This window comes from Phenylobacterium sp., assembly GCF_036563385.1.
Taxonomy (GTDB): domain Bacteria; phylum Pseudomonadota; class Alphaproteobacteria; order Caulobacterales; family Caulobacteraceae; genus Phenylobacterium.
The window spans coordinates 116586-134312 of the sequence record NZ_DATCML010000016.1 but is presented as its reverse complement, the minus strand read 5'-3'; the positions used below and the strand labels follow the sequence as shown (position 1 = coordinate 134312).

14 protein-coding genes are annotated in these 17727 nt (G+C 70.9%); 7 read left to right on the top strand and 7 right to left on the bottom strand.

Annotation, left to right across the window (positions count from 1 at the left end):
* Positions 1-4: 4 nt before the first annotated feature.
* Together VIL67_RS18290 and VIL67_RS18285 are read right to left on the bottom strand one after the other, a co-directional pair.
* Complete coding sequence (locus tag VIL67_RS18290) at positions 5-1657, bottom strand: M28 family metallopeptidase (protein ID WP_332050357.1); 1653 nt, start codon at positions 1655-1657, stop codon at positions 5-7.
* 250 nt (positions 1658-1907) lie between these two features.
* Complete coding sequence (locus VIL67_RS18285) at positions 1908-2675, bottom strand: TetR/AcrR family transcriptional regulator (protein WP_332050356.1); 768 nt, start codon at positions 2673-2675, stop codon at positions 1908-1910.
* Positions 2676-2872: 197 nt separating this feature from the next.
* Between VIL67_RS18285 and VIL67_RS18280 the strand changes: the two genes are divergently transcribed.
* The 3 genes from VIL67_RS18280 to VIL67_RS18270 are packed head-to-tail and all read left to right on the top strand — an operon-like array spanning position 2873 to position 8530.
* Positions 2873-4294, top strand: coding sequence for a TolC family protein (locus VIL67_RS18280; protein WP_332050355.1), 1422 nt, complete (start codon positions 2873-2875; stop codon positions 4292-4294).
* A gap of 7 nt (positions 4295-4301) precedes the next feature.
* Positions 4302-5399 carry an efflux RND transporter periplasmic adaptor subunit gene (locus VIL67_RS18275; protein WP_332050354.1) on the top strand — a complete coding sequence of 366 codons (1098 nt, stop codon included), beginning with the start codon at positions 4302-4304 and terminating at the stop codon, positions 5397-5399.
* On the top strand, positions 5396-8530 hold the full coding sequence (locus tag VIL67_RS18270; RefSeq protein ID WP_332050353.1) for an efflux RND transporter permease subunit: 3135 nt from the start codon (positions 5396-5398) through the stop codon (positions 8528-8530). Before VIL67_RS18275 ends, VIL67_RS18270 begins: the two co-directional genes overlap by 4 nt.
* A 32-nt stretch (positions 8531-8562) precedes the next feature.
* On the opposite strand, the gene VIL67_RS18265 is transcribed toward VIL67_RS18270, so the two are convergent.
* A complete protein-coding gene (locus VIL67_RS18265; protein WP_332050352.1) occupies positions 8563-9561 on the bottom strand; it encodes a threonine ammonia-lyase in 999 nt (332 codons plus the stop codon).
* Positions 9558-9977 (bottom strand): VOC family protein, encoded by a 420-nt coding sequence (locus tag VIL67_RS18260; RefSeq protein WP_332050351.1) that lies wholly within the window; start codon positions 9975-9977, stop codon positions 9558-9560. The genes VIL67_RS18265 and VIL67_RS18260 overlap by 4 nt, the downstream gene beginning before the upstream one ends.
* A 156-nt stretch (positions 9978-10133) precedes the next feature.
* Between VIL67_RS18260 and VIL67_RS18255 the strand changes: the two genes are divergently transcribed.
* Positions 10134-11420, top strand: a complete 1287-nt coding sequence (locus VIL67_RS18255; RefSeq protein ID WP_332050350.1) for an adenylosuccinate synthase — start codon at positions 10134-10136, stop codon at positions 11418-11420.
* A 234-nt stretch (positions 11421-11654) separates the two neighbouring features.
* Positions 11655-12476: a response regulator gene (locus VIL67_RS18250; protein WP_332050349.1), complete on the top strand. Its 822-nt coding sequence runs from the start codon at positions 11655-11657 to the stop codon at positions 12474-12476.
* Positions 12477-12884: 408 nt separating this feature from the next.
* Here VIL67_RS18250 and rpoH read toward each other — a convergent pair whose 3' ends face one another.
* Positions 12885-13772: an RNA polymerase sigma factor RpoH gene (gene rpoH, locus VIL67_RS18245; RefSeq protein WP_332050348.1), complete on the bottom strand. Its 888-nt coding sequence runs from the start codon at positions 13770-13772 to the stop codon at positions 12885-12887.
* 303 nt (positions 13773-14075) lie between these two features.
* Here rpoH and VIL67_RS18240 point away from each other — a divergent pair, with 303 nt between their 5' ends.
* Positions 14076-14549, top strand: a complete 474-nt coding sequence (locus VIL67_RS18240) for a VOC family protein (protein ID WP_332050347.1) — start codon at positions 14076-14078, stop codon at positions 14547-14549.
* 182 nt (positions 14550-14731) lie between these two features.
* Here the strand turns inward: VIL67_RS18240 and VIL67_RS18235 are convergent, their stop codons facing one another.
* Positions 14732-15736, bottom strand: coding sequence for an RluA family pseudouridine synthase (locus VIL67_RS18235; protein ID WP_332050346.1), 1005 nt, complete (start codon positions 15734-15736; stop codon positions 14732-14734).
* Positions 15726-16043 (bottom strand): ferritin family protein, encoded by a 318-nt coding sequence (locus tag VIL67_RS18230; RefSeq protein WP_332050345.1) that lies wholly within the window; start codon positions 16041-16043, stop codon positions 15726-15728. The genes VIL67_RS18235 and VIL67_RS18230 overlap by 11 nt, the downstream gene beginning before the upstream one ends.
* Before the next feature lie 64 nt (positions 16044-16107).
* On the opposite strand from VIL67_RS18230, the gene VIL67_RS18225 reads away from it, so the two are divergent.
* A complete protein-coding gene (locus VIL67_RS18225; protein ID WP_332050344.1) occupies positions 16108-17718 on the top strand; it encodes an alkaline phosphatase D family protein in 1611 nt (536 codons plus the stop codon).
* Positions 17719-17727: the final 9 nt, after the last annotated feature.

The following is a 17727-nucleotide window of genomic DNA, read 5'->3' as shown; positions in this document are numbered from 1 at the left end:
GGTGCTACTTCCTCTGCGCCTTGGTCCGGTCGCGGGCCTCCTTGAACTCCGCGCCCGGTTTCCACTCCGGCCAGGCGGTGGAGTTCGCCAGCCGGCGGCCCATCTCGTAGAACAGCCCCACCTCCTGGGTCAGGCCCGTCAGGTCCCAGCTGGCGTCGTACTCGTCGGCCGGCTGGTGGTAGCGGTCCTTGATGTACGCCTCGGCCGCGGCCTTGCCCGCCGCCGCGCCGCCCTTGGCCAGGTTCTCGCCTGCGCCAAAGGAGATCGCCGGCACGCCGCGCTTGGCGAACGGGAAGTGGTCCGAGCGATAGAAGCTGCCCGCCTGCGGGTTCGGATCGGGGCTGAACGACAGGCCACGCTCGGCGGCCAGCTTCACAAGGTCGTCCTGCAAGGTCAGCGGCGCATCGCCGGACATGGTGACGTCCTTCACCGGGCCCAGCAGGTTCATGCCGTCCATGTTCAGCACGCCCACGGTGGTGGCCAGCGGGTAGAGCGGGTTGTCCGCGTAGTACTCGGAGCCCAGCAGCCCCTTCTCCTCGGCGGTCACCGCCAGGAAGACGATCGATCGATCAGGCCGCGGTCCCTTTGCGAAGGCGCGGCCGAGCTCGAGCAGCGCAGCGATGCCGGACGCGTTGTCCACCGCGCCGTTATAGATCCGGTCGCCCTTCGCGTCGGGCAAGCCGACGCCCAGATGGTCCCAGTGACCGGAATAGATCACCCGCTCCTGCGGCCGCGCCTTCCCAGGCAGCAAGCCGACGACGTTCTTTGACACCACCTTCTGGGCGTCGATGGCGTAGTCCGTGGAGAAGGTGACGCCGTTCAGCGTCACCGGCCGGAAGTCGCGGGTCTGCGCCTGCTTCTTCAGCGCCTCGAAGTCGAGGCCGGCCTTCCTGAACAGGTCGACGGCGTTGTCCCGCTGGATCCAGCCCTCCAGCGGCGCGTGCGCCTTGGTGGGGTCCTGGCGGATGACGTCGAAGATCTCGTTGGTGTTGGAGTTCTTGACGGTCGCCCAGCCGTAAGAGGCCGGCGCGGTCTCGTGGATCACCAGGAAGCCCAGCGCGCCCTGCCTCGCGGCCTCCTCGTACTTGTAGGTCCAGCGGCCATAGTAGGTCATCGCCTTGCCGCCGAAGTCGCCCTTGCCGGTCTCGAAGTCGGGGTCGTTCACCAGCACCAGCGCGACCTTACCCTTCAGGTCCATGCCCTTGAAGTCGTCCCAGTTGCGCTCGCCGGCCTTCACGCCATAGCCCACGAACACCACCGGGGCGTCCTTGATGGTCAGGCGATCGACGCCCGTCTGGGCGGCGCGGATGGCGATCTGCTCGCCCTGGGCCCAGGCCTGGGTCTCGCCGCCGGCCTTCACGCTGACGTTCACCGGGCCCTTGGTGGTGAAGCGGGCCAGCGGCACGTCCTGGGTCCAGGCGCGCTGGCCGTTCTTCAGGTCCCCGCCCGGCTGCAGGCCGGCGGCCTTCATCTGCTCGACGAGGTAGGCGACGGTCTTCTTCTCGCCCTCGCTGGCCGGGGCGCGGCCTTCGAACGCGTCGGAGGACAGGACCTTGATGTCCTGCGCCATCCGCTGGGCGTCCAACGGATCGGCGGCGTAGGCAGGGAGGGCGGCCAGCACGCTGAGCGCGGCCGCGCCGAGGAGAAGCTTTTTCATCAGGTCACTCGAATGAGGCACGAAAGTGCGCCGACCCTATTGCCTCCCGAAAAGCTCCGCTAGGCCGATCTCCTCGCTACGCACCGCTGCGGTGCGCGCCCCCTTCCTCCTCGATGGAGGAAGGGCGGGGGACGGTGGTGAGTGCAGGGCGCCGAGGCAGATGGCGCCGTTGGGCGCTGCGTCCACGACCGCGGTCTGCGGCCCGGCGGCGCGCCCACCACCACCCAACCCTCCTCATCGAGGACGCTCTTTACGCCCCCTGCTTGCGCGCGATGAACACCGCCAAGCCGTCCAGCACCCGCTGCAGGCCGAACTCGAACCCGCGGTCCCTCGGCCAGGCGGCGCCGTAGGCCGTGGTGCAGGCCTCGCCAACCCGCCGCAGAACCGGGAAGGCGTCCGGGGCGATGATCTCCTGCAATGTGGGGACCGCCAGGGCCTGCCACTGCTCGTCGGTGAGGCCGGTGCGCTGCTCCACCTCCTGAGCCTGCAGGGCCGAGCGCACGGCGCCGCGCACATAGTCGGTGAGCAGGCCCTCCACGAGCTCCATCTCCACCTCGGTCAGGCCGGTGCCGTCCAGCGCCCGCAGCATGCTCTCCATGCGGTTCAGGAAGTTTGGCCCCAACGTGGGTCGCGCCGTGGAGATCTGCAGCATCCAGGGGTGGCGGTGGCCGAGGGTCCAGTAGCTGCGGGCGATGAACTCCAGCCGGGCGCGCCAGTCCCCCAGCTCCGGCCCGGGCTCCGGCATCTCGCCGAGCGCCCGGTCGTACATCAGCTCGACCAGCTCGGCCTTCGACGGCGCGTAGGTGTAGAGCGCCATGGGCGACAGCCCGACCGCCTCGGCGACCCGGCGCATGGACAGCGCCTCCAGCCCCTCCCGATCGGCCAGGGTCATGGCGGCGGCCAGCACCTCGTCGCGGCTGAGCTTCGGCTTTGGTCCGCGCCGCGGCGGCTCCTGGGCGGCCCACAGCAGCCGGATGCTGCGGCGGGGATCGGTTGCGTTCGGGGTGTCTTCGGACATCGTCGCGCACATTACAGGAAAAACACTTTACATGATACGGAGTTTGCGGCACACGCAGCTTCGCCAGGCGCCCGAAAGAGGCTCCGGCCGGGAGCGCGACAATAGGATGGGCAGTGTTGCGGCGCGGACATAGCGCCGTTGTCTAACTGTGTTCATCAAGCCGGCCCCAACCCGAGCGATCATCCGAAGCGACCCCGATGCGCCCCCAACTTCCGATCGCCGTCGCCCTGGCGCTTTCCGTTGCGGCATGCGCCACGCCGCGTACGCCCGACCTCACCCTGCCGCAGGCCTTCGAGGCGCCGGCAGGCCAGGCGGGTGCGGTGGCGCTCGACCAGTGGTGGACCGCCTTCAACGAGCCCGAGCTGACGACGCTGGTCGACCAGGCGCTGGCGGCCAACACCGACGTGCGCACGGCGGCGGCGCGCCTGCAGGAAGTCCGCGCCCAGCGCAACAGCGCCATCTTCAGCCTGCTGCCGCAGGGCGACGCCACGGGCTCCGGCCGGCGCACCGACACAAATCAGATCTCGGGGACGGACATCACCTTCCCGGGCTTCTCCACCGGCGGCGTGAGCGAGGCCTACAGCGCCAACTTCAATGTCAGCTGGGAGCTCGACCTCTTCGGGCGCAGCTTCGCGGCCGCCCGGGGCGCGAACGCCGACGTGGCGGCCCAGCGCTTCGCCTATGAGGGGGCGCGCGCAGCCGTCGCCGCCCAGGTCGCCGACTCCTTCTTCCAGGCCCGCGGCCTGGCCATCCAGCTGGCGGACGCCCGCGAGACGGCGCGCATCCAGCGCTCGCTTTACGAGCTTGCCAGCAAGCGCGCCCGCGCCGGCCTCGCCGCCTCGTCAGAACCGGACCGGATCGCGGGCGACCTGGCCCAGGCGGACGCCCAGGTGGCGGCGCTGGAGGCCGAGCTGCAGGCTCAGCGTCGCGCCCTGTTGATCCTCACCGGACGGCCCGCCGACCCCACCGCCAGCGTCTCCGCCCCAGCGGCGGTGGGCGTCCTGCCGCCTGTGCCGGCCACCATCCCCGGCGAGCTGCTCGGCCGCCGCCCCGACGTTCGCGAGGCCCAGCTTCGCGTGCGCTCGGCCGCCGCCCGCCAGGACATCGCCGAGCGCGCCTTCCTGCCCACCTTCAACCTGACGCCCGGCATCGGTTGGCAGCGCCAGGAACAGCCCGGCTTCGAAAGCGAGACCTGGAACTGGTCGATCGGCGGAAGCATCACCCAGCCGATCCTGTCGATCCCCCGTCGCCTGGCCGACCTGAAGGCCGAGAACGCCCGCGCCGAGCAGGCCGTGATCAACTACGAGCGCGTGGTCCAGACCGCCTTTGGCGAGGCCGAGGGCGCGCTGGTCCGGCTGGACGCGGACCGGCGCCGCGTGACCCTGCTGGCCGACGGCGAAGCCCGCGCGCGCCGCGCCTTCGAGGCGGGCCGCACCGGCTACGCCCGCGGCCTCATCGACCTCAACACCGTCCTGTCCGCCGAGCAGTCCTGGCGCGCCACCCGCGCTCAGCTGACCTCGGCCCAGGTGCAGGCCCTCCGCCGCACCGTCCAGGCCTACCGGGCGCTGGGCGGCGGCTGGAACCCGCAGCAACCCTCTCCCCTCGCGAAAGCCCGCTGAGCCCCGCATGAGACTCTCCCCTCTCGCCCTTGTCCCGCTGGCCGCCGCCCTGGCGCTCGCCGGGTGCCACAAGCCGGAGCCGGCGCGTCCGGCGCAGGCCCAGGCGGCGCGGTCGGTGACCGTGGTCCGGCTCGAACCGCGGGCCATGACCGGCTCGCTCACCGCATCCGGCGACTTGCTGCCCCGCGAGGAGGCGGCGGTCATGCCCGAGGTCACCGGCTACCGCGTCCAGCGCGTCCTGGCCGACGTGGGCGACTACGTGCGCGCCGGCCAAACCCTGGTGCAGCTCGACCCGACCCTCCTGCAGGCCCAGCTCGCCCAAGCGCAGGCGCAGGCCGCCCAGGCCGAAGACCAGGCCCGCCGCGTCGCGGGCCTCGACAACCAGGGGGTCCTGCCCCAGGAGCAGATCGCCCAGCGGCGCTTCCAGGCCGAGGTCGCCCGCGCCAACCTGCGCGACCTGCAGGCGCGCATGCGCAAAATGTCGGTGGTGGCGCCGGTCTCCGGCCTGGTGCTCGAACGCACGGTGCGGCCGGGCGACCTTTCGGCCGGCGGGGCGACGCCCTGGTTCCGGCTGGCCCGCGAAGGCCAGGTGGAGCTCGCCGCCCAGGTTTCACAGGATGACCTGGCCCGTATTCGCCCCGGCCAGCGCGCCATGGTCACCATGCCGAACGGCGCCACCGCGCCCGGCACGGTGCGCATCGTGAGCCCGCAGATCGACCCCCAGACCAAGCTCGGCGTCGTCCGCGTCACCCTGCCGGTGCGCGGCGACATCCGCTCTGGCGGCTTCGCCCGGGCCGTGTTCGACGATGTCGGCCGCGCCACGCCGGCCCTGCCGGAGTCGGCCATCCGCTACGACGCCAACGGCGCCAGCGTGATGGTGGTCGGCGCCGACAATCGCGTTCGCCGTGTGCCGGTGCAGACCGGCGCCCGCGGCGCGGGCCTGGTGGAGATCCTCCGCGGTCCGCCTCAGGGCGCCCAGGTCGTGCAGAACGCCGCCGCCTTCCTGCTCGACGGGGACCTCGTCCGCCCGACCCTGGCCGGCGCAGCCCAGCCAGCGGCGCCCGCGCGCGCCGCCGCAGTCCCGAACGCCGGAGCCCGGCAATGAGTCCCCATCCCGGCGGCGGCGCCTCCAACTTCCCGATCTCCGCCTGGGCGATCCGCAATCCCGTCCCGGTGGCCCTGCTGTTCATCGGCCTCGTGATCGCGGGGCTGATCGCCTACGCCGGCCTGCCGGTGAAGCAGTTCCCGAACATCCAGTTCCCGGTGGTGGCGGTGACCGTCACCCAGTCGGGCGCGGCGCCCGGCGAGATGGAGACCCAGATCACCCGGCCGGTGGAGGACGCCATCGCCGGCATCACCGGCGTCGACAACGTCCAGTCGGTGGTCACCCAGGGCGTCTCCACCACCTCGATCCAGTTCAACATGGGCGAGGACCTGCAGAAGAAGACCGACGAGGTCCGGGCCAAGATCGACCAGGCCCGCCAGGTCCTGCCGCGCGACATCGACGAGCCGCAGATCACCCAGGTGGAGGTGGACAGCGCCTTCCCCATCATCACCTACGCGGTGGCCGCCGAACGGATGAGCGACGAGGAGCTCTCCTGGTTCGTCGACGACACCATCAGCCGCGAGCTGCAGACCGCCAAGGGCGTGGCCCAGGTCACCCGCGTGGGCGGCGTGGCCCGCGAGATCAACGTCATCGTCGACCCGGTGCGGCTGGCCGCCCGCGGCCTGACCGCCGCTCAGGTCAACAACGCCCTGGCCAGCTTCCAGACCGACGCCCCCGGCGGCCGGCTGGAGGTCGGCGGCCGTGAGCAGACCCTGCGTGTCCTCGGCTCCGTCGAGACGGTGGGTCAGCTGCGCGCCATGACCATCCCCACGGGGGCCGGCGGCTATGTGCGGCTGACCGACGTGGCCGAGATCGGCGACGGCGCCGCCGAGCCGCGCGGCTTCGCGCGCCTCAACGGCCGCCCTGTGGTCGGCTTCCAGGTGGCCAAGACCAAGGAAGCCTCCGACGTCGACGTGGAGGACGCCGTCAACGTCAAGCTGCGCCAAATGGAGCAGACCTATCCGGGCGTGAAGTTCACCAAGATCTACGCCTCCGTGGACGAGACCCGCGCCAACTTCCGGGCCACCCAGCACGTGCTGCTCGAGGGGATGTTCCTGGCCGCCCTGGTGGTGCTGATCTTCCTGCGTGACTGGCGGGCGACCCTGATCACCGTGCTCGCCATGCCGATCTCGCTGATCCCCACCTTCTTCATCATGGGGCTGGCGGGCTTCTCGCTGAACCTTGTGACCCTGCTGGCCCTGACGCTGGTCATCGGCATCCTGGTCGACGACGCCATCGTCGAGATCGAGAACATCGAGAAGCGGGTGGCCCGAGGCGCCAGGCCCTACATGGCCGCCCTGCAGGGCGCCGACGCCATCGGCCTGGCGGTGGTCGCCACCACCTTCGCCATCGTGGTGGTGTTCGCCCCGGTCAGCTTCATGCCGGGCATTCCGGGCCAGTTCTTCAAGGAGTTCGGCCTGACGGTTTGCGTGGCGGTGCTGTTCTCGCTGCTCGTGGCGCGCCTGATCACGCCGCTGATGGCGGCCTACTTCCTGAAGCCCAGCACCAAGCCTCACGCCCGCAAGCCGTTCGAGGGCTTCTACCGCGACATACTGGAGTGGGCGCTCGCGCACCGCATCGTGGCGGCCATCGCCGGCCTGGTGCTGTTCGTGGGCTCCGTGATGCTGGTGCCGCTGCTGCCCCAGGGCTTCCAGCCGCCCGGCGACCCCGACTACATCTACGTCAACGTCCAGGGACCGCCGGGCGCCACCCTCACCGACATGGAGCGGGCGACCCAGGCGGTCACCCGGGTGATGAAGGCCCAGCCGGAAGTCACCGACGTCTTCACCCAGGTGGGCTCCACCGTGGCCAACTTCGGCCCCGGCGGCGGCCCCGGCGCCAGCGACGTGCGCTCCGGCACCATCACCGTCCTGCTGCGCGCCGACCGCGGCGTCACCGGCAACGAGCTGAAGGACCGGGTCCGCGCCCAGATCGCCGCCATCCCCGACGTGCGGCTGAACTTCCTCGACTTCCAGGGCTCGGCGGGCTTCCAGCAGGTGCTCACCGGCCAGGACCCCGTGGCCCTCGACCGCGCGGCGCTGGAGCTCGAGCGGCAGATGCGTGGCGTGAAGGAGGTCGTGGATCCGCGGCCCGCCAACGCGCCCGTCGGGCCCGAGGTCGTGATCCGGCCGCGGCCGGACGAGGCTGCGCGCCTCGGCGTCTCCGTGACCGCCATCGCCCAGGCGGCCCGCGTCGCCACCGTCGGCGACATCGAGGCCAACGTGCCCAAGCTCAACGAGGGCGAGCGGCGCATCCCGATCCGCATCCGCCTGCCCGAGGCGGCCCGCGCCGACATCGAGCAGATCAAGCAGCTGCGCCTGGCCACCGCCAGCGGCGGGACCACCACCCTGGGCGCCGTGGCCGACGTGGAGTTCCAGGCCGGTCCAGCCCGGATCGACCGCCTGAACCGCCAGCGCCAGGTGACCGTCCAGGCCGAGCTGGCCGACGGCGTCGAGCTCGGCGAGGCCACCCAGGCGGTGGCCGCCCTGCCCATCATGAAGAACCTGCCCAAGGGCGTGGAGCCGGGCGCCGTCGGCGACGCCGAGGCCATGCAGGAGATGTTCGGCGGCTTCATCGTCGCCTTCGCGACCGCGGTGTTCCTGATGTTCGCCGTGCTGGTCCTGCTGTTCCAGAGCTTCTTCAAGCCGATCGTCATCCTGGCGGCCCTGCCGCTGGCGGTGGGCGGGGCGTTCATCGGCCTGCTGATCTTCAACCCCAGCCTGTCGATCCCCTCGCTGATCGGCTTCCTGATGCTGATGGGTCTGGCGGCCAAGAACTCGATCCTGCTGGTGGAGTACGCCATCGAGCGCGAGCGCGAGGGCATGAGCCAGCACGACGCCCTGATCGAGGCGTGCCGCGAGCGGGCGCGGCCGATCATCATGACCACGGTGGCCATGGCCGCCGGCATGCTGCCGACCGCCTTCGCCCTGGAGAAGGGCGCCGAGTTCCGCCAGCCCATGGCCGTGGCGGTGATCGGGGGCCTGATCACCTCGACCCTGCTGTCGCTGGTGCTGGTGCCGGTCGTCTACCGCTTCGTGGACGACTTCGAGAACTGGCTCCGCCCGCGCCTCGGCAAGCTGATCACGCCCCGCGATCTGCCGCTGCAGCCCGCGCCCGAGGACAGGCTCTAGCCGCCTCCCTCTCCCGCTCGCGGGAGAGGGAGCTAGGCCTTGCCGCGCAGGACGTTGGCGAAGAACTCGGGGTCCACGTTGCCGCCGGACAGCACGATCCCCACCGTGTGGCCGCCGAACATCTGCACCTTGCCGGCCAGCAGGGCCGCCAGGGCCGCGGCGCCGCCGGGCTCCACCACCAGCTTCAGGGTGGAGAACGCCACGCGCATGGCCTCGGCCACCTCGGCGTCGGTGACCGTCGCCACGTCGGCCACCATCCGGTGCATGATCGGGAAGGTGATCTCGCCGGGGAAGGGGCTCTCCAGGGCGTCGCAGTAGCTGCGTCCCTGCGGCTTGATCGTCACCCGTTCGCCCTTGCGCAGCGACTGCAGGGTGTCGTCGAAGGCGGCGGGCTCCACGCCAACCACCGCGGTTTCGGGGGACAGAGCCTTCGCCGCCGTGGCGATGCCGGCCAGCAGCCCGCCGCCGCTGATCGGCGCCGCCACCACGTCCAGCTTGGCGCCGATGGCCTGCGCCTGCCGCACCATCTCCAGCCCCACCGTGCCCTGGCCCGCCACGATGTGCGGGTCGTCGAACGCCGGCACCACGACCGCCTCGCGCTCGGCGGCGATTTCGGCGGCGATCGCCTCCCGCGTCTTGCCCGCCAGCCGGTTGTAGAACCGGACGTCCGCGCCGTAGCCCTTGGTGGCCTCGACCTTCACCCCGGGCGCGTCGTCCGGCATGACGATCACCGCCGGGATGCCCAGCAGCTTCGCCGCCAGGGCGACCCCCTGGGCGTGATTGCCCGACGAGAAGGCCACGACGCCGCGGGCCCGCTCCTCGTCGCTCAGCTGGACCAGCCGGTTGTAGGCGCCGCGGAACTTGAAGGCGCCCACCCGCTGCAGGGTCTCGGCCTTGATCAGCACTCGCAGGCCCACCCGCTCGTTCAGCGCCGGGCTCTCGATCAGCGGGGTCTCGATGGCCTGGCCGGCGATGCGGACGGCGGCGGCCTCGATGTCGGCGAAGGTGACGGTGGGGACCACGGCGTTCATTTCGCGAACACCATGGCGTCGTCGGCGAAGGCCTTGAACTCCAGCGCATTGCCCGAGGGATCGAGGAAGAACATGGTCGCCTGCTCCCCGGGCTGGCCCTTGAAGCGGATGTTCGGCTCGATGACGAACTGCGTCCCGGCGGCCTTCAGCGTCTCCGCCAGCGCCTCCCACTGCGCAAGGGTCAGGATCGCCCCGAAGTGGCGCACCGGCACCTCGTGCCCGTCCACCGCATTGGTCGCCTTGTGCCCGACCTCGTCGGGCGACAGGTGGGCGACGATCTGGTGGCCGTAGAAGTCGAAGTCCACCCACTCAGGGCTCGATCGCCCCTCCGGGCAGCCCAGCAGGCCGCCATAGAAGGCCCGCGCCTCCTCGAGGTCACGCACGGGGAACGCCAGGTGGAAGCGCGGGATGTCCATGGTCGCGTGATACTCCCGCCGCGCCGCGTGCGGCTAGTCTTGAACCCGCCCTGTCATTGCTCTAATCCCCGCCCCGACAATCGATCCAAGGCCCCCCGTCGAGCACCTGTCGAAGGGCGGCGGGCCTCCTCCCGGGCAGGTCGGGAGATCGTATCCATGGCCAATGTCACCGTGATCGGCGCCCAGTGGGGCGACGAGGGCAAGGGCAAGCTGGTGGACTGGCTGTCCAACCGGGCCGACGTGGTCGTGCGCTACCAGGGCGGCCACAACGCCGGCCACACCCTGGTGGTGGGCGAGCAGACCTACAAGCTGTCCCTGCTCCCCTCGGGCGTGGTCCAGGGCAAGCTCTCGGTGATCGGCAACGGGGTCGTCGTCGACCCCTGGCACCTGCTCAAGGAGATCGCCGGCATCGGCGAGCAGGGGATCGCCATCACCCCCGACCTGCTGGTGGTGGCCGACAACGCCTGCCTGATCCTGCCCCTGCACCGCGACCTCGACCAGGCGCGCGAGGCCGCGGCCAAGAACAAGATCGGCACCACCGGCCGCGGCATCGGCCCGGCCTACGAGGACAAGGTCGGCCGCCGGGCCATCCGGGTCGCCGACCTCGCCGACCGCGAGGCGCTGGAGGCCAAGATCGACCGCCTGCTCGCCCACCACACGCCGCTGCGCCGCGGCCTCGGCCTGCCGGAGTACGACGGCGCGGCCCTGCTGGCCGAGCTGGAGGCGCTGGCCCCGCAGATCCTGCCCTTCGCCCGCCCCGCCTGGCTGCTGCTGGACGAGCAGGTGAAGGCCGGCCGCCGCGTGCTGTTCGAAGGCGCCCAGGGCGCCCTGCTCGACGTGGACCACGGCACCTATCCCTACGTGACCTCGTCCAACACTGTCGCTGGCCAGGCCGCCGCCGGCTCCGGCCTCGGGCCTAAGGGCCCCGGCTACGTCCTGGGCATCGTCAAGGCCTACACCACCCGGGTGGGCGAGGGGCCGTTCCCCACCGAGCTGTTCGACGAGGTGGGCCAGCACCTGGGCACGGTGGGTCGCGAGTTCGGCACCGTCACCGGCCGCTCGCGCCGCTGCGGCTGGTTCGACGCCGCCCTGGTCCGCCAGTCGGTGGCCCTGAACGGCATCGCCGGCGTGGCGCTCACCAAGCTCGACGTGCTGGACGGCCTGCCCAAGCTGAAGATCTGCACCGGCTACCGCCTGGGCGACCAGGAGATCGGCTACATGCCCGCGGGCCTGAAGGCGCAGGCCCAGCTCACCCCCGTCTACGAGGAGATGGACGGCTGGAGCGAGACCACCCAGGGCGCCCGCTCCTGGCGCGACCTGCCGGCCAATGCGGTGAAGTACGTCCGCCGCATCGAGGAGCTGATCGGCGCCCCCGTGGCCCTGCTCTCCACCAGCCCCCAGCGCGACGACACCATCCTCATGCGCGACCCGTTCCAGGACTAGCCGGGCGAAGCGCCTGAGGGGCCAGGGCGCCCACCGGCGCAAAGCCGTCGAGGCCGTGCGCACACCACCACCCAACCCTCCTCCATCGAGGCGGAGGGGATGGTGGTGGAGGCAATGAGCTGACGCAGCGGGCTCGTTGGGCGCAATTCCACCCGACCAATCCCTCAAAGAACGCCGGTCACGTAAGGCGTTCTTTACCAGCGCAGCCTAACCATTGCGCCGGGGGAGATCGACGTGTTCGCCAACAACGACAACAGAACCATCCAGCGCATGGCGCCCATGCTGTCGCGCGTGCTGGTGGTCGATCCGCAGCCGACCGGCGCGCGCGTCATCGGCGACCTGATGCGCACCGTCGCCAAGCCCGAGGTGTGGACCGCGCCCACCACCGACAAGGCGCTGAAGATCGCCGACAAGGTGAACCCGCAGATCATCTTCTGCGAACTGGCGGCCGAGAAGGTGGACGGGGTGGCCTTCACCCGGCGCCTCCGCCGTTCCGACTCCGCTTGCCGCAAGGCGCCCGTCATCCTGCTCACCGGCCAGGCCACGGCCGCCTCGATCCTCGCGGCCCGCGACGCGGGCGTGCATGAGTTCCTGCGCAAGCCGTTCACCGTCAAGGATCTGGTCAAGCGGCTGGAGGCCGTCACCCTCAACCGGCGCGACTGGGTCGAGGCCGTGCACTACGTCGGCCCCGACCGCCGCCGCTTCAACTCCGGCGACTATTCCGGCCCCCTGAAGCGCCACGCTGACACCGGCGCGACGCCCGAGGCCGCCCGCATCGCCCAGGCCCTGAAGATCGTCGCCACCGCGGTCGAGGCCGTAGAGGACGACCGCCGCCAGGCGCTCCGGGCGCTGGGCGCGCAGGCCGACGAGCTGATCGAGGCCGGCAAGGCGCTGGGCGACGACAAGCTGGTCGCCGCCGCCACCGCCTTCCATCACTTCCTGTTCGAGGCGTCCGGCCGCGAACACCTCGACAAGGTCGAGTTCCAGCGCCGCGCCGTCCCCCTGATGGCCTACCTCCCCCGCGACCTCGACGAACGCCGGGTCGTGCGGCTGTAGAGGCCCACGGCAACGCGCGAAAGTCGCCTACACCTCAGGGAGCTTCCCTCCATTCGGAGGAGAGGTAGGCTTCAACCTCATGGTGGATGCGAGCCGGCCTCTCCAGCTTGGTCAAGGACGCGTCCTTGCAGGACGCGCCGCGCCGCGGCCGGCCTTCGGCCGGTCCTTGAGCAAGCTGGAGAGGCCGGCAGACTGGCTGCCATGAGGTTCAAGCACGGGAGCGGCTTTTGAAGCCCTCCTCCTCGATGGAGGAGGGTTGGGTGGTGGTGGTCGCACCGCGATGCGGCAGACGGCGCGAGTGGGCGCCCGGCAGCCGAGGTTGCCCGCCTTCGCAGCACACCCAACCCCCAACGAAAAGGGGCGCCGGTCGCCCGACGCCCCTCCCGATCTCTGCAGCCCGGCTGGCGCTTACGCGTCCACCAGGTTCCGCTCTTCCGCCGCGGCCCGCATGGACTTCTGCAGCTTCTCGAAGGCGCGGACCTCGATCTGGCGCACCCGCTCGCGGCTGACGCCGTACTGCGAGGCCAGTTCTTCCAGGGTGGTCGGCTCGTCCTTCAGCCGCCGCTCGGTCAGGATGTGGCGCTCCCGGTCGGTGAGCTCCGTCATCGCCTCCTCGAGCAGGCTCATCCGGATGTTCTTCTCCTGGGTGTCGGCGATCACAGCCTCCTGGCTGGGCGTCTGGTCGTCGACCAGCCAGTCCTGCCATTCGCTTTCCGACTCCGAGCGCAGCGGCGCGTTTAGCGAGGCGTCCCCGCCGCTGAGCCGGCGGTTCATGCTCACCACTTCCTCGTCCAGCACGCCCAGCTTGGTGGCGATCTGGCTCACCTGGTCGGGGCGCAGGTCGCCCTCCTGCAGGGCGGCGATCTCGGACTTGGCCTTGCGCAGGTTGAAGAACAGCTTCTTCTGCGCCGCGGTGGTGCCCATCTTAACGAGCGACCAGCTGCGAAGGATGTATTCCTGGATCGAGGCGCGGATCCACCACATGGCGTAGGTGGCCAGGCGGAAGCCCTTGTCCGGGTCGAACTTCTTCACCGCCTGCATCAGCCCGACGTTGCCTTCGGAGATCACCTCCCCGATCGGCAGGCCGTAGCCGCGGTAGCCCATGGCGATCTTCGCCACGAGGCGCAGGTGGCTGGTCACGAGGCGGTGGGCCGCCTCGGGGTCCTGATGCTCCTGCCAGGCCTTGGCGAGCATGAACTCCTCGTCCTTGGCCAGCATCGGGAATTTCCGGATCTCCGAGAGATACCGGCTGAGGCCGCCTTCCGGCGACATCACGGCAAGCGCGTTGGCGGCCATGGTCTATCCCCTCATAATTTCCCGGACGTTCGGGTCACGGCGCGACCAGGCGCGAGGACCATCCGCCCCCTCCAACCATTCAGATAGGTACGAGGTTGCGGTGAAGCTAGGCCGCCTTCTTGGGAGGAAACGGGGCCCGAAATGTCCGACTGCTCTAGTCGGATTTTCTACGCCCCGACCGTGGCGCCTTCAAGGCAAAGAAACTCGCAGGCCCTTCAGCAAAGCTTGTGTCACAAATCGGCGGTCGCTGTCGGGAGGGCGCCGGCCCGGACGTCCTTGGGACGTAGGACAAGGAGACCCGCCATGCCCAAGCTCACCCCCAACCTGTGGTTCGACGCCAACGCCGAGGAGGCCGCCCGCTTCTACGTCTCGATCTTCCCGAACTCGAAGGTCGGCAAGATCGCCTACTACACCGAGGCAGGCCCGGGCCCGGCCGGAACCGCGGTCACCGTCGAGTGGGAGCTCGACGGCCAGCCCTTCGTCGGCATCAACGGCGGCCCGATGTTCACCTTCAGCGAGGCGGTCTCCATGGAGATCCGCTGCAAGGACCAGGCGGAGGTCGACTACTACTGGGAGAAGCTGCTGCAGGACGGCGGCCGCGAGAGCCAGTGCGGCTGGCTGAAGGACCGGTTCGGCTTCAGCTGGCAGGTGGTCCCCCAGCGCCTCGTCGACCTGATGACCGACAAGGACCCCCAGGTGGTCCAGCGGGTCACCGCCGCCATGCTCCAGATGATCAAGCTCGACGTCGCCAAGCTCGAGGCCGCCGCGCAGGGGTAGGTCCATCCACGACTTCCTCTCCCGCTCGCGGGAGAGGGTAGGGTGAGGGCCGGCTCGTGCAGTCGCCTCGCGCCGGATGAGAGATCGAGGGCCCTCGGGCGTGCATCCGGAGTGGATCAACGATCCCTGCCGGCCCTCACCCTACCCTCTCCCACCGCGCCGCGGCGGGAGAGGACCGGCCCTCACACCTCCCCCAGCAACCGCTCCAGCGCCGCCATGTCCGCCGGCAGCGGGCTCTCGAAGCGCATCGTCTCCCCCGTCACCGGGTGGCGGAATCCCAGCACCGCAGCGTGCAGCGCCTGGCGCGACAGCCCCGCCTGGGCCATGGCCGCGCGCACGACCGGCGCCGGCGAGCCCGAGCCATAGACCGGGTCGCCCAGGCAGGGCGTCCCCTTGCTGGCCAGGTGCACCCGGATCTGGTGGGTCCGCCCGGTCTCCAGCCGGCAGGCCACCCGGGCGGCCAGCGGCTTCTCCTGCGGCCCGAACGTCTGCTCCACCTTGTAGTGGGTGACCGCATGACGGCCGCCGGTCTTCACCAGCGCCATCTTCTTGCGGTCGCTGGTCGAGCGCGCGATCGCCCCCTCGATGGTCCCGCGGGCAGGGTAGGGGGCGCCCCGGGTCAGGGCCACATAGGCCCGCTCGATGTCGTGGGCGGCGAACAGGGCCGACAGCCCCTGGTGGGCGGCGTCGCTCTTAGCCGCCACCACCACGCCCGAGGTCTCCTTGTCGATGCGGTGGACGATGCCGGGCCGGGCCACCCCGCCGATCCCCGACAGGCTCGCCCCGCAGTGGTGCAGCAGGGCGTTGACCACCGTCCCCGTCTCGCTGCCGGGCGCCGGGTGCATGGCGATGCCGGGCGGCTTGTCGATGACGATCAGGTGCGCGTCCTCGTAGAGGATGGCCAGCGGGATCGCCTCGGCCTGCGGCTCGGCGGGCTCCGGCGGCGGCACGTCCACCGCATAGCTCCCCGGCTGGGTCTTGCCCGAGCCGCTGGTCACCGGCCGGCCCTGAAAGCTCACCCGCCCCTCGGCCATCAGCGCCTGCAGCCGGGCCCTGGACAGCTCCGGCAACCGCGCGGCCAGGGCCTTGTCCAGCCGCTCGCCGGCCTCGCCCGCGCCGATCTCGACGGTCAGCCGACCGGCCGCCTCGCTGGCCGGCTCCGCGTCGAGCTCGTCCTCAGAGGCCATGCTTCTCGCTGGCGCCTTCCTCGTGGCCGGCGATGGACCCGTCCTTGAACAGGTACTCCTCGAACTGCTCGTGAGCTTCCTTGTCGTTGCGGCGCAGCCACTCCAGCACCATCGCCGCGTGCTCCAGCTCCTCGCGGGCGTTGTGCAGCAGGATGGCCTTCAGCTCGGCGTCGTCGCAGTCGTCGGCCCGCTGCCGGTACCAGTCCACGGCCTCCAGCTCCTCGATGATCGAGGTGATGGCGTAGTGCTTGTTCAGCGTGTCGCGGCTGAGCTTCTCGCGCGGGACGTGGAGGCCTTCCTTCGACATGCCTGTCATGCTCCTGTTGTGTCGCCGCGGTTCTTACGACGTGGCGCAGACGGGGGGAACGGCCATGAGGATCGATCGGCGCAGGGCGCTCGCCCTGCTGGGCCTGGGCGCCGCGGCGCCTGCCAAGGCGCAACCCGCGGAACAGCTCGCCTTCCGGCACGGGGTCGCCTCGGGCGATCCGCTGCAGGACCGGGTGGTCATCTGGACGCGCATCAGCGGCGCCACGGGCCAGACGCCCTACCGCTGGCGGCTGGGCGACCGGTCGGGCGAGGGCGTCACCGGTCCCGAGCGCGACCACACGGTGAAGGTGGACGTCACGGGCCTGCAGCCGGGCCAGGAGTACCGCTTCACCTTCGAGGCCGGCGGCGTCCGCTCGCCCGAGGGCCGCACGAAGACCCTGCCGGCCGGCGCCACCCGGGACGTCGTGCTGGCCGTGGCCTCCTGCACGCTCTTCCCCAACGGCTACTTCAACGCCTATCGCGCCATCGCCGACCTGCCGCGCGTGGACGCGGTGCTGCACCTGGGCGACTACATCTACGAGTACGGCGGCCGCGATTCCTACGGCATGCGCTCGCCCGTGGCGTCGCTGCGGCCGCACGAACCCGACCGCGAGATCGTCAGCCTGGCGGACTACCGGGCGCGCCACGCCCAGTACAAGTCCGACCCCGACCTGCAGGCGGCCCATGCCCGCGCCCCCTGGATCGTCGCCTGGGACGACCACGAGACCGCCAACGACAGCTTCTCCGGCGGCGCCGAGAACCACACCGCCGCGTCCGAAGGCGACTGGAACGCGCGCAAGGCCGCGGCGCTGAAGGCCTACTTCGAGTGGATGCCGATCCGCGACCCCGCGCCGGGCCAGGACTTCGTCCAGGCCTCCAGCCGCGCCTTCCGCTTCGGCGACCTCGCCCAGCTGATCATGATCGAGACCCGGCTCGCCGCGCGCGACAAGCAGCTCACGCACAAGAGCGACCTGTTCCCCGGCGGCCGGCTGGACCTGGAGGGCTTCCGCCGCAAGCTGCGGGACCCGGCTCGGCGCATGATGGGCCCGGCCCAGGAAGCCTGGATCGCCCAGGAGCTGGCCGCCTCCGTGAACGCCGGCCACGCCTGGCAGGTGATCGGCAACCAGGTGGTCATGGCCCGCGTCGACGGCTCCCCCAACAAGGTGCTGAAACCCGCCGAAGCCGCGAAGATCTCGCCCTCCGCCAAGCGCCGGTTCGACGAGCGGGCCGAGATCGCCGCCCTGGGCGTGCCCGTCGCGCTCGACATGTGGGACGGCTATCCCCTCGACCGCGAGCGGCTCTACGGCCTGTTCCGCCAGGCGAAGGCCCGCCCGGTGGTGCTCAGCGGCGACAGCCACTCCTTCTGGGCCAACGAGCTGCACGACGACTCCGGTCGCCGGGTGGCCTGCGAGTTCGGGACCACCAGCATCACCAGTCCAGGCGCCGGCGAACTCGCCCCCGGCCTCGACTGGGGCGAGGTGGTGGCCCGGGCCAACAAGGAGGTCCGCTACAACAATCAGACCGCCCACGGCTTCGTGCTGCTGACGCTGACCCGCAACGAAGCCCGCGCGGACATGGTCGCGGTCTCCACCATCCATGACCGCCGCTTCAAGACACGCGCCGTGAAGACCTTCCGCGCGAAGCCCGAGGGGCAGGGGGTGTCGGCCCTGGCGTGATCGCCGTCC

Excerpts from the sequence above, each read along its gene's own strand:
- VIL67_RS18235 (WP_332050346.1), bottom strand. The coding sequence starts at position 15,736 with ATGGCCTCTGAGGACGAGCTCGACGCGGAGCCGGCCAGCGAGGCGGCC.
- VIL67_RS18280 (WP_332050355.1), top strand. The coding sequence starts at position 2,873 with ATGCGCCCCCAACTTCCGATCGCCGTCGCCCTGGCGCTTTCCGTTGCG.
- VIL67_RS18230 (WP_332050345.1), bottom strand. The coding sequence starts at position 16,043 with ATGTCGAAGGAAGGCCTCCACGTCCCGCGCGAGAAGCTCAGCCGCGAC.
- VIL67_RS18260 (WP_332050351.1), bottom strand. The coding sequence starts at position 9,977 with ATGGACATCCCGCGCTTCCACCTGGCGTTCCCCGTGCGTGACCTCGAG.
- VIL67_RS18225 (WP_332050344.1), top strand. The coding sequence starts at position 16,108 with ATGAGGATCGATCGGCGCAGGGCGCTCGCCCTGCTGGGCCTGGGCGCC.
- VIL67_RS18265 (WP_332050352.1), bottom strand. The coding sequence starts at position 9,561 with ATGAACGCCGTGGTCCCCACCGTCACCTTCGCCGACATCGAGGCCGCC.
- VIL67_RS18270 (WP_332050353.1), top strand. The coding sequence starts at position 5,396 with ATGAGTCCCCATCCCGGCGGCGGCGCCTCCAACTTCCCGATCTCCGCC.
- VIL67_RS18240 (WP_332050347.1), top strand. The coding sequence starts at position 14,076 with ATGCCCAAGCTCACCCCCAACCTGTGGTTCGACGCCAACGCCGAGGAG.
- VIL67_RS18275 (WP_332050354.1), top strand. The coding sequence starts at position 4,302 with ATGAGACTCTCCCCTCTCGCCCTTGTCCCGCTGGCCGCCGCCCTGGCG.
- VIL67_RS18290 (WP_332050357.1), bottom strand. The coding sequence starts at position 1,657 with ATGAAAAAGCTTCTCCTCGGCGCGGCCGCGCTCAGCGTGCTGGCCGCC.
- VIL67_RS18285 (WP_332050356.1), bottom strand. The coding sequence starts at position 2,675 with ATGTCCGAAGACACCCCGAACGCAACCGATCCCCGCCGCAGCATCCGG.
- rpoH (WP_332050348.1), bottom strand. The coding sequence starts at position 13,772 with ATGGCCGCCAACGCGCTTGCCGTGATGTCGCCGGAAGGCGGCCTCAGC.
- VIL67_RS18255 (WP_332050350.1), top strand. The coding sequence starts at position 10,134 with ATGGCCAATGTCACCGTGATCGGCGCCCAGTGGGGCGACGAGGGCAAG.